The 24,913-nt window shown below is 74.3% G+C and carries 22 protein-coding genes; 12 read left to right on the forward strand and 10 right to left on the reverse strand.

Annotated elements, in window-relative coordinates; translation table 11 throughout:
- Positions 1–53: 53 nt before the first annotated feature.
- The 6 genes from mtrB (at position 54) to secA (ending at position 9,978) form a co-directional block, all read left to right on the forward strand.
- A complete protein-coding gene (mtrB, locus tag NLU66_RS09340) occupies positions 54–1,724 on the forward strand; it encodes an MtrAB system histidine kinase MtrB (RefSeq protein WP_259359445.1) in 1,671 nt (556 codons plus the stop codon).
- Positions 1,721–3,454, forward strand: coding sequence for an LpqB family beta-propeller domain-containing protein (locus NLU66_RS09345; RefSeq protein ID WP_259359446.1), 1,734 nt, complete (start codon positions 1,721–1,723; stop codon positions 3,452–3,454). Before mtrB ends, NLU66_RS09345 begins: the two co-directional genes overlap by 4 nt.
- A gap of 96 nt (positions 3,455–3,550) precedes the next feature.
- A complete protein-coding gene (locus tag NLU66_RS09350) occupies positions 3,551–4,456 on the forward strand; it encodes a ComF family protein (protein WP_259359447.1) in 906 nt (301 codons plus the stop codon).
- A gap of 224 nt (positions 4,457–4,680) precedes the next feature.
- Positions 4,681–5,340 (forward strand): ribosome hibernation-promoting factor, HPF/YfiA family, encoded by a 660-nt coding sequence (hpf, locus tag NLU66_RS09355; RefSeq protein WP_259359448.1) that lies wholly within the window; start codon positions 4,681–4,683, stop codon positions 5,338–5,340.
- A 93-nt stretch (positions 5,341–5,433) separates the two neighbouring features.
- Positions 5,434–6,792 carry a winged helix-turn-helix domain-containing protein gene (locus NLU66_RS09360; protein WP_259359449.1) on the forward strand — a complete coding sequence of 453 codons (1,359 nt, stop codon included), beginning with the start codon at positions 5,434–5,436 and terminating at the stop codon, positions 6,790–6,792.
- 150 nt (positions 6,793–6,942) lie between these two features.
- Positions 6,943–9,978: a preprotein translocase subunit SecA gene (secA, locus tag NLU66_RS09365; RefSeq protein WP_259359450.1), complete on the forward strand. Its 3,036-nt coding sequence runs from the start codon at positions 6,943–6,945 to the stop codon at positions 9,976–9,978.
- Positions 9,979–10,066: 88 nt separating this feature from the next.
- Here secA and NLU66_RS09370 read toward each other — a convergent pair whose 3' ends face one another.
- Positions 10,067–10,474, reverse strand: coding sequence for an Rv3235 family protein (locus NLU66_RS09370; RefSeq protein ID WP_137770384.1), 408 nt, complete (start codon positions 10,472–10,474; stop codon positions 10,067–10,069).
- Entirely contained in the window at positions 10,471–11,448 is a 978-nt protein-coding gene (locus NLU66_RS09375) for a LysM peptidoglycan-binding domain-containing protein (protein ID WP_259359451.1), read from the reverse strand. The genes NLU66_RS09370 and NLU66_RS09375 overlap by 4 nt, the downstream gene beginning before the upstream one ends.
- A 327-nt stretch (positions 11,449–11,775) precedes the next feature.
- On the opposite strand from NLU66_RS09375, the gene NLU66_RS09380 reads away from it, so the two are divergent.
- Positions 11,776–12,315: a hypothetical protein gene (locus NLU66_RS09380; RefSeq protein WP_259359452.1), complete on the forward strand. Its 540-nt coding sequence runs from the start codon at positions 11,776–11,778 to the stop codon at positions 12,313–12,315.
- An 89-nt stretch (positions 12,316–12,404) separates the two neighbouring features.
- Here NLU66_RS09380 and NLU66_RS09385 read toward each other — a convergent pair whose 3' ends face one another.
- Positions 12,405–12,626 carry a helix-turn-helix domain-containing protein gene (locus tag NLU66_RS09385; RefSeq protein WP_103384782.1) on the reverse strand — a complete coding sequence of 74 codons (222 nt, stop codon included), beginning with the start codon at positions 12,624–12,626 and terminating at the stop codon, positions 12,405–12,407.
- Positions 12,627–12,852: 226 nt separating this feature from the next.
- Between NLU66_RS09385 and NLU66_RS09390 the strand changes: the two genes are divergently transcribed.
- Genes NLU66_RS09390 through NLU66_RS09400 form a run of 3 tightly spaced genes read left to right on the forward strand, consistent with a single transcriptional unit; the run spans position 12,853 to position 15,173 of the window.
- Positions 12,853–13,488: an SAF domain-containing protein gene (locus tag NLU66_RS09390; protein WP_259359453.1), complete on the forward strand. Its 636-nt coding sequence runs from the start codon at positions 12,853–12,855 to the stop codon at positions 13,486–13,488.
- Positions 13,485–14,720, forward strand: a complete 1,236-nt coding sequence (locus NLU66_RS09395; RefSeq protein ID WP_259359454.1) for an AAA family ATPase — start codon at positions 13,485–13,487, stop codon at positions 14,718–14,720. Before NLU66_RS09390 ends, NLU66_RS09395 begins: the two co-directional genes overlap by 4 nt.
- A 12-nt stretch (positions 14,721–14,732) precedes the next feature.
- Positions 14,733–15,173, forward strand: coding sequence for a DUF6912 family protein (locus NLU66_RS09400; RefSeq protein WP_259359455.1), 441 nt, complete (start codon positions 14,733–14,735; stop codon positions 15,171–15,173).
- Between the two features lie 98 nt (positions 15,174–15,271).
- On the opposite strand, the gene NLU66_RS09405 is transcribed toward NLU66_RS09400, so the two are convergent.
- Positions 15,272–15,778, reverse strand: a complete 507-nt coding sequence (locus NLU66_RS09405) for a DUF2505 domain-containing protein (RefSeq protein ID WP_259359456.1) — start codon at positions 15,776–15,778, stop codon at positions 15,272–15,274.
- A 97-nt stretch (positions 15,779–15,875) separates the two neighbouring features.
- On the opposite strand from NLU66_RS09405, the gene NLU66_RS09410 reads away from it, so the two are divergent.
- Positions 15,876–17,366, forward strand: a complete 1,491-nt coding sequence (locus NLU66_RS09410) for a sensor histidine kinase (protein WP_259359457.1) — start codon at positions 15,876–15,878, stop codon at positions 17,364–17,366.
- 173 nt (positions 17,367–17,539) lie between these two features.
- On the opposite strand, the gene NLU66_RS09415 is transcribed toward NLU66_RS09410, so the two are convergent.
- Positions 17,540–17,788 (reverse strand): WhiB family transcriptional regulator, encoded by a 249-nt coding sequence (locus tag NLU66_RS09415; RefSeq protein WP_103385108.1) that lies wholly within the window; start codon positions 17,786–17,788, stop codon positions 17,540–17,542.
- Positions 17,789–18,099: 311 nt separating this feature from the next.
- Here NLU66_RS09415 and NLU66_RS09420 point away from each other — a divergent pair, with 311 nt between their 5' ends.
- Positions 18,100–18,537, forward strand: coding sequence for a hypothetical protein (locus NLU66_RS09420; protein WP_259359458.1), 438 nt, complete (start codon positions 18,100–18,102; stop codon positions 18,535–18,537).
- Between the two features lie 99 nt (positions 18,538–18,636).
- Here the strand turns inward: NLU66_RS09420 and NLU66_RS09425 are convergent, their stop codons facing one another.
- The 5 genes from NLU66_RS09425 to NLU66_RS09445 all read right to left on the reverse strand — a co-directional run bounded on the left by NLU66_RS09425 (position 18,637) and on the right by NLU66_RS09445 (position 24,912).
- A complete protein-coding gene (locus tag NLU66_RS09425; protein WP_259359459.1) occupies positions 18,637–21,156 on the reverse strand; it encodes an FtsX-like permease family protein in 2,520 nt (839 codons plus the stop codon).
- Positions 21,153–21,896 (reverse strand): ABC transporter ATP-binding protein, encoded by a 744-nt coding sequence (locus NLU66_RS09430; protein WP_259359460.1) that lies wholly within the window; start codon positions 21,894–21,896, stop codon positions 21,153–21,155. The genes NLU66_RS09425 and NLU66_RS09430 overlap by 4 nt, the downstream gene beginning before the upstream one ends.
- Positions 21,897–22,014: 118 nt before the next feature.
- Positions 22,015–22,743: a response regulator gene (locus NLU66_RS09435; protein WP_259359461.1), complete on the reverse strand. Its 729-nt coding sequence runs from the start codon at positions 22,741–22,743 to the stop codon at positions 22,015–22,017.
- On the reverse strand, positions 22,740–24,083 hold the full coding sequence (locus tag NLU66_RS09440; RefSeq protein WP_259359462.1) for a sensor histidine kinase: 1,344 nt from the start codon (positions 24,081–24,083) through the stop codon (positions 22,740–22,742). Before NLU66_RS09440 ends, NLU66_RS09435 begins: the two co-directional genes overlap by 4 nt.
- Positions 24,084–24,162: 79 nt before the next feature.
- Complete coding sequence (locus NLU66_RS09445) at positions 24,163–24,912, reverse strand: SOS response-associated peptidase (RefSeq protein WP_259359463.1); 750 nt, start codon at positions 24,910–24,912, stop codon at positions 24,163–24,165.
- Position 24,913: the final 1 nt, after the last annotated feature.

A 24,913-nucleotide genomic window follows, 5' to 3' on the forward strand; every position in this document is an offset into this window, starting at 1 on the left:
AGGAGCGGAGCCCCTCCGAGCCCGCCCCGGAGCGCGGTGCGGGACGCTCCGCGGTGATCCGGGAGCGGCTGCGGCGCGGCGTGGACGTGCGCACCTGGCCGCTCGCGCTGCGCGTCGTGACCGTGACGACGCTGCTCGCCCTGCTCGCGATCCTCGCCGTCGGCGTCTACCTCTCGACCGTCATCGCGGACGGCCTGTACGAGCAGCGGCGCGACCGCGTGCTCGAGGAGACGGTCGACGTGCGCGGCGCGCTCACCGACACCCTCACCCAGCTCCCGGGCGCCACGACCACCCAGCAGCAGGACGCCGCCTTCGCCTTCGTGCAGGACACCGGCGGCCAGGGCGACGCGACCCGCCGGGAGGTGGCGCTCGTGCCGGCGGACCCGTCCGGGACGGTCCTCTCCGTGGCCTCGGACCAGGACCTCCTCTCCCTCGTGGACCCGGATCTCGAGGACGAGGTCGCCGCGCACCCGGACTCCCTCGCCTGGCGCTCCGTGGGCCTGCCCGACGGCGCCCACGGCACCACGCCCGCCCTGCTCGTGGGGTCGCGGGTGACGGTGGCCGGGGTGGGGACCTATGACCTCTACGTGCTCTACCCCCTGCAGGAGGAGCAGCAGACGCTCTCCTTCGTGCAGCGTGTGATGCTCGGCGGCGGCGCGGTGCTCCTCGCCCTCGTGGTGGGCATCGCGATCGTCGTCGCCCGGCTCGTGACGGTGCCGCTGCGCCGCGCGGCACAGGCGGCGGAGCGGATGGCCGCCGGCAACCTGCGCACGCGGGTGCAGGTCTCGGGCGGCGACGAGCTCGCGCAGGTGGGCCGGTCCTTCAACGATCTCGCCCTGAGCCTCGAGCAGAAGATCGACGACCTCACGGAGCTCTCCCGGGTCCAGCACCGCTTCGTCTCCGACGTGTCCCACGAGCTGCGCACACCGCTGACCACGATCCGGATGGCAGCCGCCGTGCTCGACGGGCGCCGTGAGGAGCTGCCCGGCGACCTCCACCGCACCGCCGAGCTGCTCTCCACCCAGGTCGAGAGGTTCGACTCGCTGCTCGCGGACCTCCTGGAGATCTCCCGCTTCGACGCCGGCGCGGCCGAGCTCGAGGCGCACCGCGAGGAGATCGACGACCTCGTGCGGCACGCGGCGGAGAACGCCGCCCCGCTCGCCGAGGCCCGCGGCTGCACCCTGGACCTGCGGCTCGCGGGCCGCGACACCTCCGCCGTCGTGGACTCCCGGCGGATCGACCGGATCCTGCGGAACCTGCTCACCAATGCGATCGAGCACGGCGCCGGGGGACCGGTGCTCGTGCAGACGGCGGCGGACGCCGACACCGTCGCGGTCGTCGTCCAGGACTTCGGCCGGGGGATCTCGCCCGAGGACGCCCGGCGCGTCTTCGACCGCTTCTGGCGGGCGGACCCCTCACGCGCCCGCACCCTCGGCGGGACGGGCCTGGGCCTGTCGATCTCCGTCGAGGACGCGCGCCTGCACGGCGGGTGGCTGCAGGCCTGGGGGCAGGAGGGGCGCGGCGCCGTCTTCCGCCTGACCCTCCCGCGCCGGCCGGGCACCTCCCCGACCCGCTCCCCGCTGCGCCTGGAGCGCTCCTTCGACCGGGAGGCGCCGGAGTTCGAGCCCTCGACCCTCACCGGGGAGATCCCCATCGGCCCCGACCGTCTGCCGGACCTGGGCCCCGGGACGGCCCCGTCCCCGACCGAGAAGGAGGGCCGATGACCCCGCCCCGTCCTCGCCCGGCGCCCCGACCCCGCCGGCGACAGGTGCTCGGCGCGCTCGGCGCCGCGGGCCTCGTCGGATTCGGTGCGGCCTGTGCCCGGATCCCCTCCTCGTCGACCGTCTCCGTGCGCCCGCTGGGCGACCAGGCCCAGGGCGGCGCCCCGTACGTGCAGGCGGTGCCCCCGGCGGACGGCGCGAGCCCGGCGCAGATCGTGCTCGGCTTCGTCCAGGCCGGGGTGGGACCCGAGGACGACTACGCGGTGGCCCGCGAGTTCCTGACCTCCGAGGCCTCGACCTCGTGGGACCCGGGTGCCGGCGTCACGATCTACTCGGGCAGCCAGGACCTGCGGGCCGAGCCCGTGGACGACACCCACGTCCGCCTCATCGCCGAGGCGGTGGACACGGTGGACGTGGACGGGGTGCGCACGACGCTCGCGGTCCCCGCGATGCGGGAGATCACCGTCGAGCTCTCGCAGGAGGGGGACAGCTGGCGGATCGTCGACCCGCCGGACGGCATCTTCCTCTCGGAGGCCGTGTTCGAGTCGCTCTTCGCCCCGGGCCGGCTGTACTTCGTGGACGCCCGGGCCCGCCACCTCGTGCCCGATCACCGCTGGTTCTCCCTGTTCGACGGGGCGAGCGGCGTGCTCGCCCGGCTCGCCGACGGCCCCTCGGACTTCCTCGCGGGGGCGGTGAGCTCCGAGGTGCCGGACACGAAGGAGGTCGCGGACGCCCGCGTCACGACGGGGGCCGACGGCGGCGTCCAGGTGACCGTGCCCTCCGCCGTGGGTGACCTGCCCGACGAGCGGCGCGCCCTCGCCCTCGCGCAGCTCGAGGCGTCCCTCCGCTCGCTGCGCACGCTCTCCGGGGTCCAGCTCGTGTGGGACGGCGCCGATCTGAGCGCGACCCAGGAGGCGCGGATCGAGCGGGCGCTGCCCGGGCACCGTCCCATCGCCGCGGGGGACACCGGCGTCGTCTCCCTCGCCGAGGCGAGCGCCACGACGGCCCTCCCGCAGCTGGTGCCCTCGCTCTCGGACCGCACCGTGCACGCCCCCGTCATCGCGCAGGACGGCCTGCTCGTCGCGGCGCTCTCCCCGGAGGAGAAGGTCGTGCTGGTGACCGCGACGGACGGTTCGGTGCCGCTGCGCGAGGCCGCGACGGGCGCGGGCTTCGTCGCCCCACGGATCGACGACGCCGGATACGTGTGGACCGCGAGCCGGGACAGCGGCGGCGTGCTGCTGGCCCTCTCGGGGCGCGCCGCGGAGGAGGACGTGAAGATCGACGCGCCGTGGCTCGAGGGGCGCGAGGTGCGGGCCCTCGACGTCGCGGCGGACGCGACGCGCCTGATCGTGCTCTCCGCCGACGCGACCGGCACCAGGCTCGACCTGTGCGCGATCGTCCGCGACGCCTCGGGTGCGCCGAGCGGACTCACGGACCCCCGGCAGGTCCCCACCCCGCTGCTCGGGGATCTCACGCGGGCGACCTGGTACGACGAGATCGCCGTCATCGTGCTGGGCACGGACACCGGCGCCGAGCAGGTGCGCGGCGCCGTCCTGGACCTCGCGACGGGGCGGGACCTGCTCCCGGTGTTCGAGACCGCCGTGAAGAGCCTCGCCGGCACGGCCGTCGCCGAGGCCTTCTGGGCGGGCACGGTGGAGGGGACCCTGCTGCGCAGCGACGGGGAGGGGTGGACCGACATCGGCGTGCGGTCCACCGACCCGGCCTTCTACTGATCCCGGGGCGGCGGCGTCGTCCCTCCCCAGGACGGCGCCGTCCACCGCGGGGGAACCGGGGAGGCGGGAGCGACGCCGCCCGGCTGGGATGGGCGCATGACCGCACATGCCGGAGCGACTGCTCCGCTCCCGCCCCCTGACCCGCTCCCGACCGGCGTCCTGCGCGCCGTGCTCGCCGTGCGCGGCGCTCTCCTGGAGCTGCTGCGACGCACCGCGGATCTCGTCGCGCCCCGGGACTGCCCCTGCGGCGCGGAGGGGGACTGGCTGTGCCCGGACTGCGCCGCGCAGCTGCACGGGGAGCCCGCTCGGGTCGAGGACGGCTGCGACGCCCTGCAGGTGCTCGCCGCCGCCCGCATCCGCGCCGGGACCACGGCGGAGGGCGTCGAGCTCCCCGCGGGCGTCGACCACCGGCCGGTGATGCCGGTGCTCGCGCTGGGGGAGTACACGGCCGGGCTTCAGTCGCTCGTCCTCGCCTGGAAGAACGGGGGCCGCGCCCACCTGACGGCCCCCATCGCGGCGGGTCTCGCGCCGGCCGTCGCGCTGCTCGCGGGTGCAGCCGGTGAGAGGGCGGGAGGTGGTGGAGGGCACGGGCGTCGGCGCTCGGACGTCCCGGCGGATCCGCCGCCGGTCGAGCTGGTGCCCGTGCCCTCCCGCCGCGCGGCGCGGCTGCGTCGCGGGGAGGACCACACCGCGGAGCTCGCCCGCGCCCTCGAGCGCGAGGGCGCCGGGACCGCGCTCCTGCTCCGCTCACGACCCACGACGGCGCAGGAGGGACGCGGGCGCCGCGGCCGGCGCGAGCGGCGGATCGAGCTCGCCCTCTCCCGGCGCCGCGGCCGGCCCGATCCTCTGACCGGTCGTCGCCTCGTGATCGTCGACGACGTCGTCACGACGGGCGCGACGCTCCGGGCGATGCACGACGCGCTCGTCGCGGAGGGGGCGGAGGTGCTCGGCGCGGTCGTCGTGGCGGCGTCACGGCTGCCGTCCCCGCCCGTCGTGCGGTGATCCCCGCCGGTCCCGGAGGCGCCTGCGGCACGCGCCGCGCGGTGTCCCCGGAACCGGGGGTGGAGACCTGCGGGAGGTCCAGGACACACGCAGGGAATCCGTGGCACACTGGTGCGACTCGTCACACCGACGACCCCTCTGAACCGGAGGAGGTGCGCACACCCAGCCCACGAGCCACTGCGGCCGGGCTCCGAGCGGCCGCCCACCGAACCTGAGGAGTACTCATGGAGATCAATGTCGTCGGACGCCACATGGACGTCCCGGATCGATTCCGCCGCCACCTCGCCGAGAAGCTCGACAAGGTCACGCAGCTCGCCCCCGCGGCGCTGCGGGTCGACGTCGAGGTCTCGCAGGAGAAGAACCCCCGGCAGGCCGAGCTCAGCGATCGCGTGGAGCTGACCGTGTTCGAGAACGGATCCGTCATCCGTTCCGAGGCCCGCGCGGACGACCTCTACGGCGCGCTCGACGTCGCCTACGGCAAGCTCCTGGAGCGCCTGCGCCGCGCCCGGGACCGTCGCAAGGACCGCCACCGCGGCCGCGACCGTGCGCACAGCCCTGGTGCGGCCTCGGTGCGCACCATGCCGGCGGACGCCGAGCTGCCCGCCCCACTCCAGGAGACGGAGCCCGAGGGCACGACGGAGGACACCCCCACCGGGCTCGAGGGCACCGGTGCCGACGATCCCGCCAGCCCGGTGGTGATCCGCGAGAAGAAGCACCCCGCCACCCCCATGAGCATCGACGACGCCCTCTACCAGATGGAGCTCGTCGGCCATGACTTCTACCTCTTCGTGGATGCCGGGACCGGGCACCCGAAGGTGGTCTACCGCCGCAAGGGCTGGCACTACGGCGTCATCGAGCTGGACGGCGAGCTGACGCCCTCCTGACCCCGCCCCGCACCATCTGAAGCCACCGACCGCCCCGGGCGGGAGGCGCCCCGCGCGCCTCCCGCCCGTCCCACGCCGAGGACGCCCCATCCCATGACGACCACCCTGAGCTGGGCCGAGGCCCGTCGCATCGCCCTGCGCTCGCAGGGCATCGGCGGCACGCGCCGCGCCGCCGTCCCCTCGCCGGCCGTGAGCCGGGAGGCGCTGCGACGGACGGTCGCCGTGACGCACCTGCTCCAGATCGACTCCGTGAGCGTCTTCGCCCGCGCCCACCACCTGCCCGTCTTCACCCGCAGCGGCAGCTGGGACGTCCGGGCGCTGGACCAGCTCTCGGTGCCCGGCACCCGGCACGAGCGGCTGCTGCGCGAGGCGCTCGCCCATGAGGCGACGTTCACGACGGAGGAGGTCCACGCCCTGCTGCGCTTCCGCCGCCGCGCGGCCGGGACCCGCGACTGGGGCGCGGTGCGGGAGGCCGCGGCGCGCTCGCCGCACCTCGTCGAGCACGTCCGCGGCCTGCTCGAGGAGCACGGCCCGCTCAGCGCCGCCGCGATCTCCCGGCTGCTCGGCGACGAGGAGCGCGGCGAGGGATGGGGCTGGCGACGCACCTCGAGCCAATGGGTCGTGGAGTACCTCTTCCGGACCGGGGCGCTGGACTGCGTGGGCCGCAGCGTGCAGTTCGAGCGGCTCTACCTCCCCGCCGCGGACGACGAGGCCTGGGCCCGCGCCGCCGGGGCGGAGCGGGACGGTCCCGCTCCCGGTCCGAGCGACCACCACGCCGAGGTCCTCGCGCTCACCCGCCTCGCCTCCCGCGCGCTCGGCGTCGCCGATCCCGCCGCGATCGCGGACTACTTCCGCCTGCGCGCCGCCGACGCCCGACCGGCCATCGCGGAGCTGCAGCGGCGGGGAGAGGTCACCGAGGTCGAGGTCCGACGCCCGGACGGCCCCGTGACGATGCTCCTGCACCGGGACGCGCCGCAGCCCGCGCCCCTGCGCACCGCCGCCCTCGTCAGCCCCTTCGACCCGATCGTCTTCTTCCGGCCCCGGCTGCAGGGGCTCTTCGACGTCGAGTACCGGATCGGGATCTACACCCCCGCCGCGAAGCGCACCACCGGCTACTACGCGCTGCCCTTCCTCCACGGCGACCGCTTCCCGCTGCGGGTGGACCTGCGGGCCGATCGCGCCCGCGGCGTCCTCGAGGTGCGCGGGGTGCATGCGGAGGCTCTGCCGCGTCTGGGGCGCTACCTGCGCACCGGCCCCGACGAGCTCGCCGCCGCGCTCGCCGGTGAGCTCGCGCGCGCCGCCCGCTGGCAGGGGCTCGACGGGATCGAGGTGAGCACCGGGAGCGGGACGGGGGAGCTGTCGGGAGTGCTCGCGGAGGCCGTCCGCGACGACGGCCCGGGGGAGCAGTCGGCGGGGGCGACGGGAACCGCGGGGGCCGCGGGTCCTGCCTGACGGACCAGCACGGGACACCGCACGGAGTGATCCGGGACCGTCGGGACGCCCCGTCCGAGGGCGCGCAGGCGCCGTCCAGGGGCGCGGCGCTTACGATGGGTCCGGCACGACGCGCCCACCCGGGCGCAGACGACAGCAACGGGAGCACGTGTGGCAAACCTCTTCGATACGATCCTGCGCGCCGGCGAGGGCCGCGAGCGGCGTCGGCTCGAGTCCATCGCCCAGCGGGTGACGGCCGCCGGTGACGTCTTCACCGAGCTGAGCGACGAGGAGCTGAGGGAGGAGACCTCCCGCTTCCGTGAGCGCCTGGCCGACGGCGAGACCCTCGACGACATCCAGGTCGAGGCCTTCGCGGCCGTCCGCGAGGCCGCCGAGCGCACGCTGGGCCAGCGCCCCTACGACGTCCAGGTGATGGGCGGCGCGGCCCTGCACCGCGGCCGGATCGCGGAGATGAAGACCGGTGAGGGCAAGACCCTCGTGGCGACGCTGCCGGCCTATCTCAACGCGCTCGCCGGCAAGGGCGTCCACGTCGTGACCGTCAACGACTACCTCGCGACCTACCAGAGCGACATCATGGGCCGCGTCTTCCGCGCCCTGGGCCTGACCACGGGCGTGATCACCGCGGGGCTGACCCCGGCGGAGCGCCGCGAGCAGTACGCCGCGGACATCACCTACGGCACGAACAACGAGTTCGGCTTCGACTACCTGCGCGACAACATGGCGCTCACCCCGGAGGACCGCGTGCAGCGCGGTCACTTCTTCTCGATCGTGGACGAGGTCGACTCGATCCTCATCGACGAGGCCCGCACGCCGCTGATCATCTCCGGCCCCGCCTCCGGCGACGCGAACAAGTGGTACTCCGAGTTCGCGAAGGTCGTGCAGAAGCTGCGCCGCGACCGCGACTACGAGGTCGACGAGAAGAAGCGCACCGTCGGCGTGCTCGAGGCCGGCATCGACAAGGTGGAGGACCACCTCGGCATCGAGAACCTCTACGAGTCGCTGAACACCCCGCTGATCGGCTTCCTCAACAACGCCATCAAGGCCAAGGAGCTGTTCAAGAAGGACAAGGACTACGTCGTCCTCAACGGCGAGGTCATGATCGTCGACGAGCACACCGGCCGCATCCTCGCCGGTCGCCGCTACAACGAGGGCATGCACCAGGCCATCGAGGCCAAGGAGGGGGTGAAGATCAAGGCGGAGAACCAGACCCTCGCCACGATCACCCTCCAGAACTACTTCAAGCTCTACGAGAAGCTCTCGGGCATGACCGGCACGGCGGAGACCGAGGCCGCCGAGTTCATGAACACCTACGGCCTCGGCGTGGTGCCCATCCCGACGCATCGCGAGATGCAGCGCGTGGACCAGGCCGATCGGATCTACCGCACCGAGCGGGCCAAGTTCGACGCGGTCGTCGAGGATATCGTCGCCCGTCACGAGAAGGGCCAGCCCGTGCTCGTGGGCACCACGAGCGTCGAGAAGTCCGAGTACCTCTCGAAGCTGCTGACCGCACAGGGCGTCACCCATGAGGTCCTCAACGCGAAGAACCACGCCGGTGAGGCGGCGATCGTCGCGATGGCGGGCGCGAAGGGCGCCGTCACCGTCGCGACCAACATGGCCGGCCGCGGCACCGACATCATGCTCGGCGGCAACGTCGAGTTCATGGCGCACGCCGAGGTCCAGGAGTCGGGGCTGGACCCCGAGGAGCAGGCCGAGGAGTACGAGGCCGCCTGGGACGAGGCGCTCGAGCGCGCGAAGGCCGCCGTCGAGGAGCAGCACGACGAGGTCACCGAGCTCGGCGGGCTGTACGTGCTCGGCACGGAGCGCCACGAGTCCCGGCGCATCGACAACCAGCTGCGCGGCCGCTCCGGGCGTCAGGGCGACCCGGGCGAGTCCCGGTTCTACCTCTCGCTGCAGGACGACCTCATGCGCCTGTTCAACGCGGGAGCGGCCGAGGCGCTCCTCGCCCGCGGCGGCGTGGACGAGGCGATCCCGCTCACGGGCCGCATGGTCTCCGGGGCGATCCAGCGCGCGCAGAACTCGATCGAGTCGCGCAACGCCGAGATCCGCAAGAACGTCCTGAAGTACGACGACGTCCTGACCAAGCAGCGCAAGAAGTTCTACGAGGAGCGCTCGCGGATCCTCGAGGGCGAGGACCTCGACGAGCACGTCGACCGCTTCATCGAGGAGGTGATCGGCGGGATCGTCACCGAGCACACCAAGGGATCGAACCCCGAGGACTTCGAGCTCGAGGAGCTGTGGGGGGCGCTGCGCAGCGCCTACCCGATCTCGGTCACCGCGGAGGAGCTCATCGAGGAGGCCGGCGGCAAGGAGGACCTCACCGCGGCGATGCTGCGCGAGGAGATCCTCTCCGACGCGCGGCTGGCCTACGACCGTCGAGCCGACGAGCTCGGTGAGGCGGCCGTCCACCAGCTGCAGCGGCGCGTGCTGCTCTCCGTCATGGACCGGCGCTGGCGCGAGCACCTCTACGAGATGGACTACCTCAAGGAGGGCATCGGGCTGCGGGCGATGGCCCAGCGCGACCCGCTCGTCGAGTACGAGCGCGAGGGCCACCTGATGTTCAACGAGATGATGGAGGGCATCAAGGAGGACGCCGTCGGCTACCTCTTCAACCTCGAGGTGCAGGTGCAGCAGGCCTCGCCCGTGGTGCCGCAGGCCGTCTCCGAGCTCCTGCGCACGACCTCCGCCGCCGCCCAGGCCGCGACGGCCTCGGCCGCGCGGGACGACGAGAAGGCCGAGGCGCCCGAGGGATCGGCCGACGAGGCCGCCGCCGATCGCGAGAGCGCCGAGGCCGGGGACCTGACCGCGGAGGACGGGACCGCCGAGGACGAGGGAGAGCTCGAGGGTCTCCTGGACGACCGGGAGGGCGAGGACTCCGAGGCCGGCTCGGCGGAGGGAGAGCTCGAGGACGCTGACGAGCTCGCCGCCGAGCGGAGCGTCGTGGTGACCGCGAAGGGCCTCGGCGACGGGCCCGATCCGCGCCGGCTCAGCTACAGCTCCGCGGAGGGTTCGGGCCGGACGGATCCCGGGACCATGTCCCGTGCGCAGCGTCGTCGCCAGGCGCGCCACGACGCCAAGCACGGTGCGGACCACACCGAGGCGGATCACGGTCCGAAGGACCGCGACAAGCCCAACCGCGCGGAGCGCCGACGCCGCCGCAAGGCCTGAGCAGGGCGCGGGGTCGGTCCCGCCGCTCACGACGAGGCCCGTCCTCCCCTCGGGGAGGACGGGCCTCGTTCTCGTGCGCGCCGCTCGGTCAGCCGATCTCGAGGACGGTCACCCGCCAGCCCGTGTGCCGCAGCTCCCAGCGCATGGCGAGGAAGCGGGCGCGGTCGAGGTCGCGGATCACGCAGCTCGCCTCGACCGTGGTCTCGTTGACGATGCAGGTGTGGACGCCGGTGACCTGCATCCGGCGCGAGGGCGTGTGCCCGGTGGAGTCGCGGAGGCGCCGGGTGAGCCGGGCACGCCGCGCGAGCATGGTCGCGACCTCCGGGGTGACCACCCGCGCGAGCGCGTTCTCAGGCCGCATGTCCCGCACGATCTCGACGGCGAAACGGGCGACGGGCTCGACCATCCGCTCGACGCTGCGGGGATCCTCCGGGGCGAGCGCCGCTCCGTCCGTGAGCGTGGCGGCGGGCAGGGGTCGTTGGTCGGTGGTGGTCATGACGACTCCTCGTCGGTCAGGGCGGAGGGCACGGTGAGGACCTGCCCGGGGGTGAGCTGATCGGGATCGGACCCGATCTCGTGTCGATTGGCCTCGTAGAGGCGGGGCCAGGAGCTGGCGATGTCCTGGGGTGAATCCGCTCCCGGGCCCAGGGCCTCGTCGGTGAGGGTCCACAGCGAGTCCCCGGCGCCGACGACGATCGTGCGCGGCGGTGTCGTGGCATCGGCGGCGCGGGGAGAATCCGTGGCGTCGGTGGAGTCGGTGTCGTCCGCAGGGTCGCTCGCGCCCTCCGCCGGAGCGGTGGGGTCGGCGGGGGCGTCGGAGGTCTCCGGGGCGGCGTCGGACGTGTCGTCGCCTTCGGGGGCCTCGTGCTGGACGGGTGCCTCGTCCTCGGCGGTGCCCGGCTCCTGCGAGCTCGGCGCGCTCTCCCAGCCGAGCGGGGGCAGCTCGCCCTCCTCGGTGGGCGCTGCGCCTCCGGTCTCGCCTCCGCCGTCCGAGGGGGCAGGGTCCGCGGGGGCGGTGAGCTCCTGCGCGGTGCCGGCCCCGACGCCCGAGAGGTCGAGGAACCCCGTTCCCTGGTCCGCGGCGCTCGCGGGCCCCAGCACCATCGCGGTCGCGGCGGTGCCGAGAGCGGCGGCGACCGTGATCCGACGCGCCAGCTGGGGAGCGATCAGGCGGAGCGCGCCGAGCAGGGTGCGGCCCAGGGCGGTGGCAGGCCCGGCGACGAGGACGAGCGTGGCGAGGGCCCAGACGATCGTGAGGTAGAGGCACAGCAGGGCGCCGGCGGCCGCGAGCACCAGCAGCACTCCGTTCAGGAGCGCCTGCTCCCCGCTGCCGGTGAGGGCCGGCTCGACCAGGGTGCGTGCCGCCGCCGCCATGGCGAGGGTCCCGGCCGCGGCGAGCACCGCCGTCAGCCCGGTGCGGACGGCTCCCGTCCGTCCCGGTGCCGCCTCGGCGACCTGCGTTTCCCCCATGGTTCTTCCCCTCTGATGGCCGGTGTGCCTCGACCCGTGCGTTTGATGCCGTTTGGTGTCGATGACGTCGTAGTCCAGGAATCTACGGACGGGTGACACGGCGCACAATCGGCCATCGGTACGAAAATTCCGCCCCATCGCCGCAGGTCAGCAGCACCAAAGGACGAGGATGGGACGACCGTTCGTCCCTAGGTACGACCGGAATGGGTGATCCTTCACGCTCTGCGGGGAACGTCCGTATCGGGTGTCGGGGGTGCAGCAGCGGAGACGGTCGCCGTCAGGGACGGACCCGTTCCCGCCGGGGCGCCGCCTCCGTACAGTGAGCCCATGCGGTTCGAGCGGATCTTCGAGGACATCGAGGGCCGTCATGCCCATGAGCAGCGGGAGGAGATGCGCGCCCTCGCCGAGGACCTCACTCGTGCCGAGCGCTCGCAGCTGCTGCTCGCGGACAGGATGCGCGCGGCGATCGGGGCACAGCTCGTGCTCCATCTTCGCGGCGGCCGGAGGGTCGGCGGCCGCCTCGTCGAGGCCACCGACGGATGGGTCCGGCTCGCCGAGGGAGGCGCGAGACGGCTCGTCCCGCTGCCTGCCGTGGGCATGGTCGAGGGGCTCGGCGCCCGAGCTCGTCCCCGCGCCGAGGGTGCGGCGCCGGAGCAGTCCCTCACCTCGGTGCTGCGCGCGCTCGCACGGGACCGCGGAGTGGTCCGGGTGACCACGCTCGCGGGAGAGGTGACGGGACGCATCGCGGCCGTCGGCGCCGACGCTCTGGACCTGAGGACCGTGCCGACGGGGGAGGCCGGGGCCGCGTCCGGGCCCGGGTCGATCACCGTCGCGCTCGGCGGCCTGCTCCTGGTCTCCTCGAGCTGAGGGATCCGGCGTCCTTCGACGCCGCGCGCCATAGCTCCGCTCGGATCAGGCCCGCCCGATCAGGCCTGCGCTGATGGGCTCCGCACCGCTCAGCGGTGTGTGCGCTCCCGCTCCTCCTCGAGCACCCGCTCGGTGGCGGCGTAGCTGCGTTCGATGTAGGACTCGATCTCGGTCATCTCGACACGCCACTGGCCGCGGCCGCCCACCTTGATGGCGCGCAGCTCTCCCGTGCGCACGAGCGCGTAGGCCTGCGATGCCGAGATCGAGAGCATCTCGGCGACGTCGGTCAGCGGCACGAAACGGGGCTGCATCGGCGCTCCTTCCGGCAACGGGGCCTGGCGGGTCGGACGGTCCGGGACAGTCTCACACCTCCGGCGCCCGGGCGCGGGGGCGTTGTGGACGAACGGCCGGCGACCCCTCCTCCGCGACGGGCTGTCCACAATCCGCCGCCCTCCCGCGAAGGCGAGGTGCCCTCTCCCGTACTCTCCCGGCCAGGACCCGGTCGGGACACGATCGGGCGGAGCGCAGGAGGGGACCGTGGGGGCCAGCACAGGAATGATGAGGCTGCGGCGGCCGCGGTGGAAGGACCCGCGGCTGATCGTCGGCGTGGTGCTCGTCCTCGGCAGCGTGCTCATGGGCGCCCTGCTGGTCTCCCGGCTCGCCGAGACCACACCCGTGCTGGTCGCACGCTCCGTGATCGTCCCCGGGCAGGCGCTCGCCCCGGAGGACCTCACCGTCGTCGAGCTCCGCCTCGGCGAGCAGGACGGCATGTACGTCGGATCGCTCGAGGCGATCCCCGAGGGCGCGGTCGCCACGCAGCCCATCCGCGCCGGCGAGCTGCTGCCCGCCGCCGCCGTCGGCCAGAGCACCGACGTCGACCTGCGGCCCGTGGTGATCCCGGTGGACTCCTCCGTCGCGCAGTCGGTCCAGGCCGGCAGCACCGTCGAGCTCTGGCACACGGGCGAGGTGGACGAGGGCACCGGTCAGGCCGAGCTGCTCGTCGAGAACGCCGTCGTGAGGACGATCGACGAGGGCAGCACCCTGGGCATGCGGTCGATGGCCGTCGAGGTGCTCGTGCCGCGGGACGATCTCGCCGGGGTCCTCGAGGTGCTCTCCCGGGAGGAGCGGCTCGACGTCATCGGGGTGCCGGGCGCCTACGGGGTCGGCACATGATCGACCTGGTGCTGTGCGCCTCGGGCGCCGACGAGGTCCGCATCGTCCACGACCTCGCCCAGGACGGCGATCACGACGTCCGGGTGGTGCGCCGCTGCGCTGATCTCGCCGAGACCGCCGCCGTGGTGGGCGCCGGGATCGGGCAGGCGGTCCTGCTGGACCTCTCGGTGCGCGGGCTCGGCCGGGACGTGCTCGCCGGACTGCTCGAGCACGTCGCCGTCATCGGTCTGCGTGCGGAGACCGCCCCCGAGCAGACCTCCCTCGGCCTGCGCCAGGTGGTGGACGCCGGTGCGCCGATCGAGGAGATCCTCGCCGCGATCTCCGCCGCGGTCGACGGTGAGGAGACCGCGGAGCCCTGGACGCAGGACCCGGTCCTGGACGACGCCCCCGAGGGCGGCCGCGTGGTCGTGGTCTGGGGCCCCGCGGGCGCCCCGGGACGCTCGACCCTCGCCCTGAACCTCGCCGCGGAGGCCGCGCGCGCGGGCCGCGACACCGTCCTCGTCGACGCGGACACCTACGGTCCGGCGCTCGGCCAGCTGCTCGGCGTGCTCGACGAGTCCCCGGGGATCGTCGCGGCCTGCCGCGCCTTCGACCGGGACACCCTGGATTCGCGCACGCTCGACGCGCTGCTGCCCGTCGTCCAGCCCCGCCTGCGGCTCCTCAGCGGGATCGGGGTCCCCTCACGATGGCCGGAGCTGGGACGCAGCTCCCTTGACGGACTCTGGCGGGCGCTGTCCCGCCGGGGTGAGCTCGTGATCGTGGACGTCGCCGCCCCGCTCGAGGAGGACGAGGAGCTCAGCTACGACACGGCCGCCCCGCAGCGCAACGGAGCGGCGCTCACCGCGATCCAGCGGGCCGACGCCGTCATCGCGACCGCGACCGCTGATCCGGTGAGCCTGACCCGGCTGCTGCGTGAGCACGACCGGCTCCGCGACCTGGGTGTGCGCGAGCTCCACGTGGTGGTGAACCGCATGGGGTCACCGGTGCCGGGGGACCGGGTGAAGGAGCTCCTCGGCACCCGGATGCCGATGACGAGCCTGCACCTGCTCCCGGACGATCCGGCCGCGTGCCGCACCGCCGTGTGGGACGGCGCGCTGCTCGCCGAGAGCTCACCGCGCTCACCGCTGCGCCGCGCGCTGCGGGAGCTCGCCGCCTCACCCGCCCTCCAGGGGGCGACCGCGGGTGCCGTGCCGGCGGCGGAGGCCGCACCGGAGCCCGCCCGGGCCGGGTGAGAGGATGTCGGCATGAGGATCTTCCTTCCCCTGACCGCCGAGGACCGCTCCGTGCTGAGCTCCGCGGGCACCCGGATCGAGATCGCCGCGGGTCGCCCGGCCTGGGCGGTCACCGCGCCCGCCCGGGCCGATCGGCCCGGGGAGGACGAGGAGGATCTCGAGTACGACGCGCTGCAGGACGCGGTGCACGTCGCGCTGTCCGAGGCCGGTCCCACCTCGCGCGGACTCGTCCTCGCGCTCGACGTCCCGGACCGTGCGCTCGGCCTCGCCGAGGAGACCGGAGGCGCCTACGGCGCCGTGCTCCTCGAGACGGTCACGTCGCCGCTCGCCGCGGTGCACGTCACCGAGCTCACCGCGCAGGCCGCCGCCGAGGACGACACCGACCCCGCCCTGCTCTGGTTCGACCCGAGCGAGGGGCGCGAGGCGATCGCCTACCTCGACGGGAACGGCTGACCCCCTCCGACGACGCCCCCGGGGCGCCGTTCGCCGCCCGACATGACGGCGCCCTCCCCTGCACGGGGGAGGGCGACGTCATGATCCGGCGAGCGGGATCAGCGGGAGCGCGAGTCCTGGTACGTGCGCGCGGCGCGCTCCTCGGCCCGCAGGACCTTGGAGACGTACGGGACGGCGGTCTTCTCGAGCTTGCCGCCGAGCAGCGGCACCTTGACGGTCAGGTCGCCGTCGATGACCACCTGGCTCGTGGCCTCGCCCTGCGGGGTCAGCGCCAGCGCCGCCGTGAAGGTCGCGGGGGTGCCGGCGACGTCGATCGACATGGTGCCCGTGCGGGCGCCGTCGGCCCCCGGGGCGGACCACACCTGCTCCTCGCGGATCGTGACCGTCGCGCCCACGAACCGGCGGGCCACGTCCGGCACCTTCTCGGTCGTCATGGCGATCTCAGTGCGCACGGTGAAGGCGCCCGCCGGGTCGCCCTCCACCCGGGACGAGGCCGAGCTCGCGCGGAGCGTCGCGCGCCGCACCTCGGCGTAGGACTCGTCGGCGTACATCGCGGCGGCATCGGCCGCCGAGGCGGGGATCGTCAGGTTCTCGGAGAGCTTCACAGGCGTCCTTCCAGCGGGAACGGGCAACGGCGCCAGCCTACGGCAGGCGTCGCGGTCGATTCCCAGGAGCACGGGCTGCGGCGCCTATCCTGTGCTCATGCCGAGCCTGTCCAAGTACCTCTCCGACATCAGCTCCTTCTCCGAGAAGGGCGCCGATTGGCTGCAGCACCTCGTCGGCGACTGGAACCTCGTCTCGGACCTCCTGCGGGCGGATCTCGTGCTCTGGGTCCGCGCCGAGGAGGGCCCCATGGCCGTCGCCCACTGCCGCCCCGCGACCGGCTCGACCGTGTACTTCGAGGACCCCGTCGGCGACCGCCTCCCGCGCGGCGCCGATGCGGATCTCGACGCCCTGCTCGACGGGGAGCGCAGCCAGCGCGGCGTCGTCGTCCTCGAGCGGGAGGGCCGGGAGGCCCGCGGTCTGCTCACCCCGGTCCGCAAGGACGGCCGGACCCTCGCGGTCCTCGCCGTCGAGTCGCCCGCGCCGACCTCCAACCCCTCCTCGAGCGAGACGCACCAGCAGGAGCTCGGCACCCGCCTGCTGCGGATGATCGAGCACGGCGCCTTCCCGATCGACGGCGCGCCCATCCCGCCACGGCGCGGAGCGCCCCGTGTGGGCGACGGCGTCGTGCAGCTCGACGAGAACGGCGTGGTCCAGTGGGCGTCCCCCAACGCGCTCTCCGCCTTCCACCGCTTCGGCATCGCGGGGGACATGCTCGGCGGCACGCTCGCCGAGACCGCGACGGAGGTGCTCCAGAGCCGCGCACCGGTGGACGAGTCGCTGCCTCTCGTGCTCATGGGGCGCGCGGCCTGGCGCTCCGACATGCAGGCCCGCGGCGGCACGCTCTCGCTGCGCGCCGTCCCGATCACCGAGCAGGGCGCCCGCACCGGGGCGATCGTGCTGGTGCGCGACGTGACCGAGCTGCGCCGTCGCGAGCGGGAGCTCATGACGAAGGACGCGACGATCCGCGAGGTCCACCACCGGGTGAAGAACAACCTCCAGACCGTCGCCGCGCTGCTGCGCATGCAGTCGCGCCGCATGAAGACCGACGAGGCCCGGGACGCGCTCGCCGAGGCGATGCGCCGCGTCTCCACGATCGCCCTGGTCCACGAGTCGCTGCTCCAGGGCTCGCAGGAGGCCGTGGTCTTCGACGACGTCATCGACCGCTGCCTGCGGCTCGCGGTCGACGCGGCGAGCGCGACCGTGCACCGTGAGGGCTCGCCGCGGATCGCGGACAGCCAGGTCGAGGTGCGCACCGAGAAGGTGGGGCGCGTGGGGCAGATCCGCGCCGACGAGGCGACCCCGCTCGCGCTCGTCGTCACCGAGCTCGCGACCAACGCCGTCGAGCACGGGCTCTCCGAGACCGGCGGGACGCTCACGATCCGCAGCGAGCGCACGGGCGCCCACCTCGTGATCTCCATCGAGGACGACGGCGCGGGGATGGGGACGGCGAAGCCCTCGGGCCTCGGCACGAACATCGCCCAGACCCTCGTCCAGGGCCAGCTCGGCGGGACGCTCACCTGGCAGAACCTGCCCGACGGCGGCACGAGCGCGGTCATCGACGTGTACCTCGAGCCGATCGGGCTCTGAGGGAGGGGCCCGAGCTGCCGGCCCCCGAGGGGCGGGCGGCGAGGGGCCGGGTGCTCCGACGACGACGGCGCGGCCGACGGGGTCGGCCGCGCCGTGGCGGAGCAGGGGTCCCGCAGCGGGCGGGACTGGGCCCTGATCAGGTCAGGGGTGCCGCAGGCGGTGCGGCGGCGCGATCAGCTCGCGCGACGGGCGCGGGCGTTGCGACGCTTGAGGGAGCGGCGCTCGTCCTCGGACAGGCCGCCCCAGACGCCCGAGTCCTGGCCGGACTCGAGGGCGAACTTCAGGCAGGCGGTCATGACCTCGCACTTCTGGCACACCGCCTTCGCCTCCTGGATCTGCGTGATCGCCGGACCGGTGTTCCCGATCGGGAAGAACAGCTCGGGATCATGGTTGAGGCACTCGGCACGGTGGCGCCAGTCCATCGTCACTCTCACTTTCCGGAATCGCCCCGTCCCACCGCTGCGGTGGCGCGAGGCGAGGATTGCCCCCGGGAGGGGCGTGCTCGGGGTCGGCGGCCCCGCCGGAGTGTCCCCGTGACGGAGAGATTCCGACGCGGGTGTCCTCGCCGTGGAGGGGCCTCATCCATTCTCAGCACCGCTCCCGGCGGCGACAAGGGCCTGGCCGCAAAGCCTGGGTGGCACTTCCCACACGGTCCCGCGGGTCCTGTGATGCCGCTCCCGGAGCGCTGGACAGGAGCCCGTGGGAGGGGCATAGGGGCGGATACAGTGCCTCCATGTCCCGCGCCTCACGTCCCGGCTCCGAGAGCCCTGCCGCCCCCGCCACCGCGAGCGAGCGCGACCCGCGGATCCGCCCTGTGGCCGCCGCGCTGCTCGCCCTCGAGGCGGTCCTGCTCGTCGCCGTGGCGACCTTCTGCTTCGTCGGCGTCTCCGGCGGGCAGCTCGACGGCCGCTTCGGCACCGGGCTCGGCGTGTTCCTCTTGCTGTTCGCGGCCGGCGCCGCGGTGGCCGCGCGCTCGATCCTTGTGCGGGGCCGCTTCGGCCTCGGCTACGGCATCACTTGGCAGCTGTTCCAGGCCCTCGTCGGGGCGAGCATGCTGAGCGGCGGCCTCGTCTGGCAGGGGGCGCTCGGCCTCGTCGTCGCGATCGCCGCGTTCCTGCTGCTGCTCTCCCTCGTGCGCTCGACCCCGCTGCCCACGGGCGAGGGGCGCTGAGCGGACCCCGACCCGCAGGAGACCGAGAAGAAGGGCCCGGAGGAGCGATCCTCCGGGCCCTTCCGTGTCAGCGGCGGGGACGGCCCCCGCCGGCCGGCCTCACTCCGCGGCGGCGAGCGCCGCGGCCGGGGCCGTGCGGGCCGCGGAGCGACCCGGCAGCACCGAGGCCAGGAAGCCGGCGAGCACGGCGGCCACGACCACCAGGACCACCTGGCCCCAGGGGATCGTCACCGTCACCGCGACGGCGGAGCCCAGCAGCGCGATGACGCCGAGCCCTCCGTAGACCGCACCGAGGACGATCCCCAGCACGGCGCCGATGAGCGCGAGCAGCACGCCCTCCCAGCCGAGCATCGCGCGCATCTGGCGGCGCGTGGTGCCCAGCGCCCGCAGCAGCGCGTTCTCCCCGCGCCGCTCGACCACGCCGAGGCTCAGGGTGTTCGCCACGCCGACCAGGGCGACGAGCACCGCGACGGCGAGCAGGCCCACCGTGATGCCGAGCAGGACCCGCAGGACCTGGCCGTACATCTCGCGCTCGGCGCCGCCGGCGACGACGTCGGCCTCCGAGAAGCCGTCCCCGGAGGTCACCTGGTAGACCGCGTCGACGATGCCGTAGGCGTCGGTGTCCCCGCGGGCGGCGGTCCCCTCGTCCTCGAAGTCGGCGACGACGACGGGGCGGGTGCCGTCCTGGGAGACGGCCTCGAGCGTGCCGGGCGTGAGCATCGGCATCTTGAGGTTCGCGTCGAAGCGGACGGTGAGCTCGCGGGTGCTGCCGTCGACGGTGGGGACGGTGATCCTCTCGCCGTCCTGCAGACCCGTCTCCTCCGCGCGCTCCCACCCCACGAGCAGGGTGTCGTCCGCGAGCTCGTCCGCCACGGCCGGGCGGTGCGAGGTCTCGCGCACGGTCTCGGGGTCCAGGCCGTAGACGAGCAGGGGCTCGTCGGCGCCGACGTCGATCCTGCCGACGGTGCCCGACTCGGCGACGCGCACGCCGTCCACGGCGGCGATCTGCGCAGCGGCGTCCTCCGGCATGGCGGCGGCGGAGACCACGAGGTCGATCGGCCGGTTGGAGTCGAGCTCCGCGGTCAGCGACGCCTCGGTGGTGCGGGCGCCGACGGCCATCATCGTCATGAGCGTGGTGCCGATGAGCAGGGCGGCGACGGTCGCGGCGCTGCGGCCCGGGCTGCGGGCGATGTTCGCCGCCGCGATCCGGGCGGGGAGGCCGCCGATCCGGCCGGCGACGCGGCCCAGCAGCAGGGCCAGCGGCCGGGTGAGGACCACGAGCGCGAGCAGCATGCCGCCGAAGCTCAGCAGCCCACCGAGCACCGCCAGGAGGATGCCCGGCAGGGGGTGGGAGCCGGCGAGCACGGCGCCGCCGATCATGAGGGCGAGGCCCGCCCCGGCGCCGATCACGCCGAGCACGCCGCGCACCCCGAAGCCTCCGCGGGGCGGGGCGGCGACGGTGCGCAGCGCCTGCAGCGGGGCGACCCGCGTCGCTGCCCGCACCGGGGCGAGGCCCGCGAGGACGGTGAGGACGAGACCCGCGAGGATCGGCACGAGGACGGACGTGAGCGAGACCGGCACGGCCATGACCGCGTCGAGCCAGCCGGCGGCGGCGGCGCCCGCGAGCGCGGCCTGCACCAGCAGGTGCCCGCCGATCACGCCGAGCACCGCGCCGACCACGCCCACCAGGGCGGAGTCGCGCAGCACGATGCGGCCCACGCGGCCGCGGGTCGCGCCGAGGGTGCGCAGCAGGGCGAGCGAGCGGGTGCGCTGGGCGACGGTCACCGTGAACGTGTTCGCGATGACGACGGCGCTCGTGAACAGCGCGATGACGACGAAGACGCCGAGGATGACGCCGAGGGCGGCGAAGCCCGTCATGAGCTGGTCGACGGCCTCCTGCTCGGCGTCCTCGACGGTGGTGACGGTCGTGCCGCCGGTGCTCGCCGCGGCGGCGACGTCGGCGGGATCGGTCCCGGCGGGGACGGTCGCGAGCCAGGTGTCCGTCGTCGTGCCGCGGGTGGGGCCGAGCAGGAGCGCGGAGTTCGCGTCGTCCGCGAGGATGCGCGGGGTCGCGCCGAGGGCGGCGCCCTCGGCGGCCGGGGCGATGCCGGAGACGGTGAGCGTGTGATCGGTCGTGTCCTCGGGGACGATCGTGCCGGCGGGCAGGGTGACGGTGTCGCCGACCCCCACCTCGAGGGCGTCGGCGGCGGTCCGGTCGAGCACCACCTGGGAGTCGTCGGCGGCGGGGGAGCCCTCCTCGAGAGCGTCCTCGCCGGGCGGGGTGAGGACCACCTGCAGGTAGGGACCGTCGGCCACGGCCGAGGAGGTCAGCTGCGCGAAGCCCTGGGTGAGGGGCCAGACGTCCTCGGTGCCGGCGACCTCGGGGGCGGGCAGCGGCGTCGTGCTCTCCCAGGCGTCGTCCGGGATCTCCTGCTCGACGACGAGGTCGGCGCCGGAGTAGGTCTGGGCGGTGGAGGCGCGCAGCGACTCCTGCACGAGATTGCCGGCGAGCACCATCACCGCGACGAACGCGCAGGAGAGGGCCACCGTGAGGATCGCCGCGAGGTGGCGGCGCATCGGGGTCAGGCGGATCGGGACGCGGCGTGCGGAGGCGCTCATCGGCGGGCCCCGCGGAGGTCCTCGTCGGAGGCCAGGCGGCCGTCGGCCAGGGTGATGATGCGGTCCGCGCGCTCGGCGGCGTCCCGCTCGTGGGTGACCATGACGACGGTCTGGTCGAACTCGTCGACGCTCAGGCGCAGGAAGTCCAGGACCTCCTCCGTGGTGCGGGAGTCGAGGTTGCCGGTGGGCTCGTCCGCGAAGACGACGGCGGGGGAGGTGACCAGGGCGCGGGCGATCGCGACGCGCTGGATCTGACCGCCGGACATCTGCGAGGGGAGGTGCCCCAGCCGGTCGGTGAGCCCGAAGGCGGAGGTGATCGTGTCGAGCCAGGCGCGGTCCGCACGGCGGCCGGCGAGCTCGAGGGGGAGCAGGATGTTCTGCTCCGCGGTGAGCATGGGCAGCAGGTTGAAGGACTGGAAGACGAAGCCGATGCGGTCGCGGCGCAGACGGGTCAGCGCGTCGTCCCGCAGGCCCGTGATCTCGGTGCCGTCCAGGAGGATCGAGCCGGAGTCCACGGTGTCGAGCCCGGCGAGCACGTGCAGCAGGGTCGACTTGCCGGAGCCGGAGGGGCCCATGACGGCGGTGAAGGCGCCGCGCTCGATGTCCACGTCGACGTGGTCGAGGGCCGTGACGACGCCCTCGCCCCTGCCGTAGGTGCGCACGAGATCGCGGGCGACGAGGGCGGGGCCCGGGCCCGCGCTCGTGGCGGGGGCGAGGGTGGACGGGGACGGCTGGCTCATGGCTCTCCTCGGGACGGGGTCGGGATCCTCGTCGATCCTCGCCCGCGCCGGGCTCCCCGGGCATCCGTCCACGGGTCCCGGCTCCTCCACCGCGGGAGGGGGAGCGGCGCCCCCGATGTCATACCGAGGGCGGAGCCCCGCCCTCCCCGGGCGTCACGAGCCCCGTCTCGAAGGCGATGATGACGGCCTGCACGCGGTCCCGTGCCCCGATCTTCGCGAGCACCCGGCCCACGTGGGTCTTGACGGTGGCCTCGGCGACGAAGAGCTGGGCGCCGATCTCCTGGTTCGAGCAGCCGCGCCCCATGAGCACGAGCACCTCCCGCTCACGGTCCGTGAGCGCGTCGAGCACGGAGGTGTCGCGCTGCTGGGGCTCGGGGGTGCTCACGACCCGCTCGAGCAGGCGGCGCGTCGCCGAGGGGGCGATGACGGCGTCGCCGCGGTGGACGGTGCGGATCGCGGCGAGGAGGTCCTCGGGCTGGGCGTCCTTGAGCAGGAAGCCGCTCGCCCCGGCGCGGATCGCGGAGACGACGTACTCGTCGAGGTCGAAGGTGGTCAGGACGATGACCTTGGGGGCGCGGTCCGGCGGGGACTGCTCGAGGATGCGCGCGGTGGCCTCGATGCCGTCCATCCGCGGCATGCGCACGTCCATGAGCACCACGTCGACCCGGTGGGCGCGCAGCTGCTCGACCGCCTCGGCGCCGTCGGAGGCCTGGACGGTGACCTCGAGGTCGTCCTGCGTGCCGATCACCATCGCGAAGCCCGCCCGGACGAGGGGCTGGTCGTCGACGAGGGCGACGCGCAGGGGGCGGTCGCCGGGGGCGTCGGGGGAGGAGGCGGGAGTGCTCACGGGAGTGTCCTCTCGGTTCGGGGCGGGACGTTCGGTGACGGCGGGGCCGACGGGGCCGCGGGAGCCGACGAGGAGCTCGAGGGCGGCGAGGACGTCGGGGCCGATGGCGAGGTCGATGCGGGGGCGCCGAGGGGGATCCGGGCGAGCACCCGGAAGCCGTGCCCGGGCAGCGGGCCCGCCTGCAGCGTCCCGCCGAGCACGCTCATGCGCTCGCGCATGCCGGTGATGCCGTGGCCCTGACCGTCGGAGGCCGGATCGGTGCCCTGGCCGTCGTCGATCACCTCGACCTCGAGACCTCCGACGGAGCGCCGCACGCGCACGGCCGCCGTCGCCCGCGGGCCCGCGTGCTTGAGCGTGTTCGTCAGCGCCTCCTGCACGAGGCGGAACAGGGAGGCGCCGACGGAGCGGGGGAGGTCGTCGAGGCGCCCGTCCACGTGCAGGTCGACGTCGAGGCCGGCGGTGCGCACCCGGGCCACGAGCTCCTCGAGCATCTCGGGGCCCGGCTGGGGGCCGTAGCTCGTCTCGTCGTCCTGGCGGAGCACGCCGAGCAGCGAGCGCATGTCAGCGAGGGCGGAGCGGCCCGTGTCGGCGATCGTCGCGAGGACGTCCGCCGCCTGCTCGGGGCGCACCGAGGCGACGTAGCGGCCACCGTCGGCCTGCGCGATGATCACGGAGAGGGAGTGGGCGACGACGTCGTGCATCTCCCGGGCGATGCGGCTGCGCTCTCCGGCGACCGCGAGGGCGGTGCGCTGCTCCCGCTCCCGCTCGGCCTGCTCCGCGCGCTCGGCGACGAGCCGCATCTGCTGGACGCGGGCGCGCTGGAGGTTCGCGAGCGCCCAGACGGCGATGAGCGCGACGGTCCCCGCGAACAGCAGCGCGAGGAAGGTGATCGCCCCCTCGATCGGCGACGAGGCGCCGCTCACCAGCGCGAAGATCGCCCAGTAGCCGGACTGCACGATCGCGCCGACGGCGCCCGCGACGATGCCGAGGGCGTGGACGAGCGGGCGGCCGTAGGCGATCGCGCAGAACATCGCATAGAAGGTCAGCACGTCGCCGATGACCACCGGCACGAGCGGCATGTGGAGCAGCGCGAACGCGGCCATGAGCGCGACGCCGAGGCCCGGGCGGGTGCGGCACACGGCGGCCGCGGCGAGCATGGGCAGGGTCGCCGGCAGCCACCAGCCCCAGGCGCCGGTCAGCAGCGTGAAGCCCAGGAGGGCGACGGCCGCCGCACCGAAGACGGCGGCGTCCACCGTGCCCGGATGGTCGATGACCCAGCGGAAGGGGTCCCGGCGGCCGCGCTCGGGGCGCACCGGTGCCGGGTGGCTCGAAGGGGTCATGTCCGGAAGCGTAGGGGCCGGCGCCGCCCGCGGTCGTCATCCTGCGGGCGGAGGGCGGCTCCGACCGGGGTCGGGCGGGTCAGAGCAGCCGCTCCTCGGGCTCGATCAGCTCGGGGCCGTCGTTCCCGACCTTACCGACGGCGGGTCCCACCTCCCGCAGCTCGAGCGTCGCATCGTCCAGGAGGTGGGCGTCGTCGCGGATCCAGGCGGCCGCGTCGTGCCGGTCGTCCATCGACGTGTCCAGCCAGGCGTCCACCGCGTCGCGGCGCAGCATGACCGGGGTGCGGTCGTGGATGCGGGAGAGCTCCCCGGTCGCCTCGCGGGTGATGATCGTGGCGCTGAGCAGGAAGGTGCCGTCCGCGCTCGCCGCAGGGCCCTCGTGATGGCCCGAGCCCTTCCACCAGGAGACGAGCGCGGCCATGTACAGGCGCGAGCCGTCCTGCGGGGTGATGAAGTACGGCTGCTTCCTGGAGCGCCCGCCCTCGCCGCGCACCCACTCGTAGTAGCCGTCCATCGGGACGATCGCCCGGTAGCGGCCGAGGCTCCCGCGGAAGCTCGGCTTCTCCTCGATCGTCTCCCGCCGCGCGTTGAAGGTGCGCGAGGAGAACGCCTCGTCCTTCGCGAAGGGCGGCAGCAGGCCCCAGCGGGCGACCCGGAGGGCGCGCACCACCTCACCGGACTCCTTGTCCACGGACTCCGTGACCACGTGGATGGGGGCCGTGGGCGGCACGTTCCAGCGCCGGCGCAGCTCGCCGTCCGTGAGGTCCACGGCGTCGAGGTCGTCGAGGAGCGGGTCGATCTCCTGGTAGAAGGCGAAGCGACCGCACATG

The organism is Brachybacterium sp. NBEC-018, from assembly GCF_024860185.1.
GTDB lineage: Bacteria > Actinomycetota > Actinomycetes > Actinomycetales > Dermabacteraceae > Brachybacterium > Brachybacterium rhamnosum.

Coding starts and splice junctions, on each gene's coding strand:
- NLU66_RS09345 (WP_259359446.1), top strand. CDS start 1,721: ATGACCCCGCCCCGTCCTCGCCCGGCGCCCCGACCCCGCCGGCGACAG.
- NLU66_RS09350 (WP_259359447.1), top strand. CDS start 3,551: ATGACCGCACATGCCGGAGCGACTGCTCCGCTCCCGCCCCCTGACCCG.
- hpf (WP_259359448.1), top strand. CDS start 4,681: ATGGAGATCAATGTCGTCGGACGCCACATGGACGTCCCGGATCGATTC.
- NLU66_RS09360 (WP_259359449.1), top strand. CDS start 5,434: ATGACGACCACCCTGAGCTGGGCCGAGGCCCGTCGCATCGCCCTGCGC.
- NLU66_RS09370 (WP_137770384.1), bottom strand. CDS start 10,474: ATGACCACCACCGACCAACGACCCCTGCCCGCCGCCACGCTCACGGAC.
- NLU66_RS09375 (WP_259359451.1), bottom strand. CDS start 11,448: ATGGGGGAAACGCAGGTCGCCGAGGCGGCACCGGGACGGACGGGAGCC.
- NLU66_RS09380 (WP_259359452.1), top strand. CDS start 11,776: ATGCGGTTCGAGCGGATCTTCGAGGACATCGAGGGCCGTCATGCCCAT.
- NLU66_RS09385 (WP_103384782.1), bottom strand. CDS start 12,626: ATGCAGCCCCGTTTCGTGCCGCTGACCGACGTCGCCGAGATGCTCTCG.
- NLU66_RS09395 (WP_259359454.1), top strand. CDS start 13,485: ATGATCGACCTGGTGCTGTGCGCCTCGGGCGCCGACGAGGTCCGCATC.
- NLU66_RS09400 (WP_259359455.1), top strand. CDS start 14,733: ATGAGGATCTTCCTTCCCCTGACCGCCGAGGACCGCTCCGTGCTGAGC.
- NLU66_RS09410 (WP_259359457.1), top strand. CDS start 15,876: ATGCCGAGCCTGTCCAAGTACCTCTCCGACATCAGCTCCTTCTCCGAG.
- NLU66_RS09415 (WP_103385108.1), bottom strand. CDS start 17,788: ATGGACTGGCGCCACCGTGCCGAGTGCCTCAACCATGATCCCGAGCTG.
- NLU66_RS09420 (WP_259359458.1), top strand. CDS start 18,100: ATGTCCCGCGCCTCACGTCCCGGCTCCGAGAGCCCTGCCGCCCCCGCC.
- NLU66_RS09425 (WP_259359459.1), bottom strand. CDS start 21,156: ATGAGCGCCTCCGCACGCCGCGTCCCGATCCGCCTGACCCCGATGCGC.
- NLU66_RS09430 (WP_259359460.1), bottom strand. CDS start 21,896: ATGAGCCAGCCGTCCCCGTCCACCCTCGCCCCCGCCACGAGCGCGGGC.
- NLU66_RS09440 (WP_259359462.1), bottom strand. CDS start 24,083: ATGACCCCTTCGAGCCACCCGGCACCGGTGCGCCCCGAGCGCGGCCGC.
- NLU66_RS09445 (WP_259359463.1), bottom strand. CDS start 24,912: ATGTGCGGTCGCTTCGCCTTCTACCAGGAGATCGACCCGCTCCTCGAC.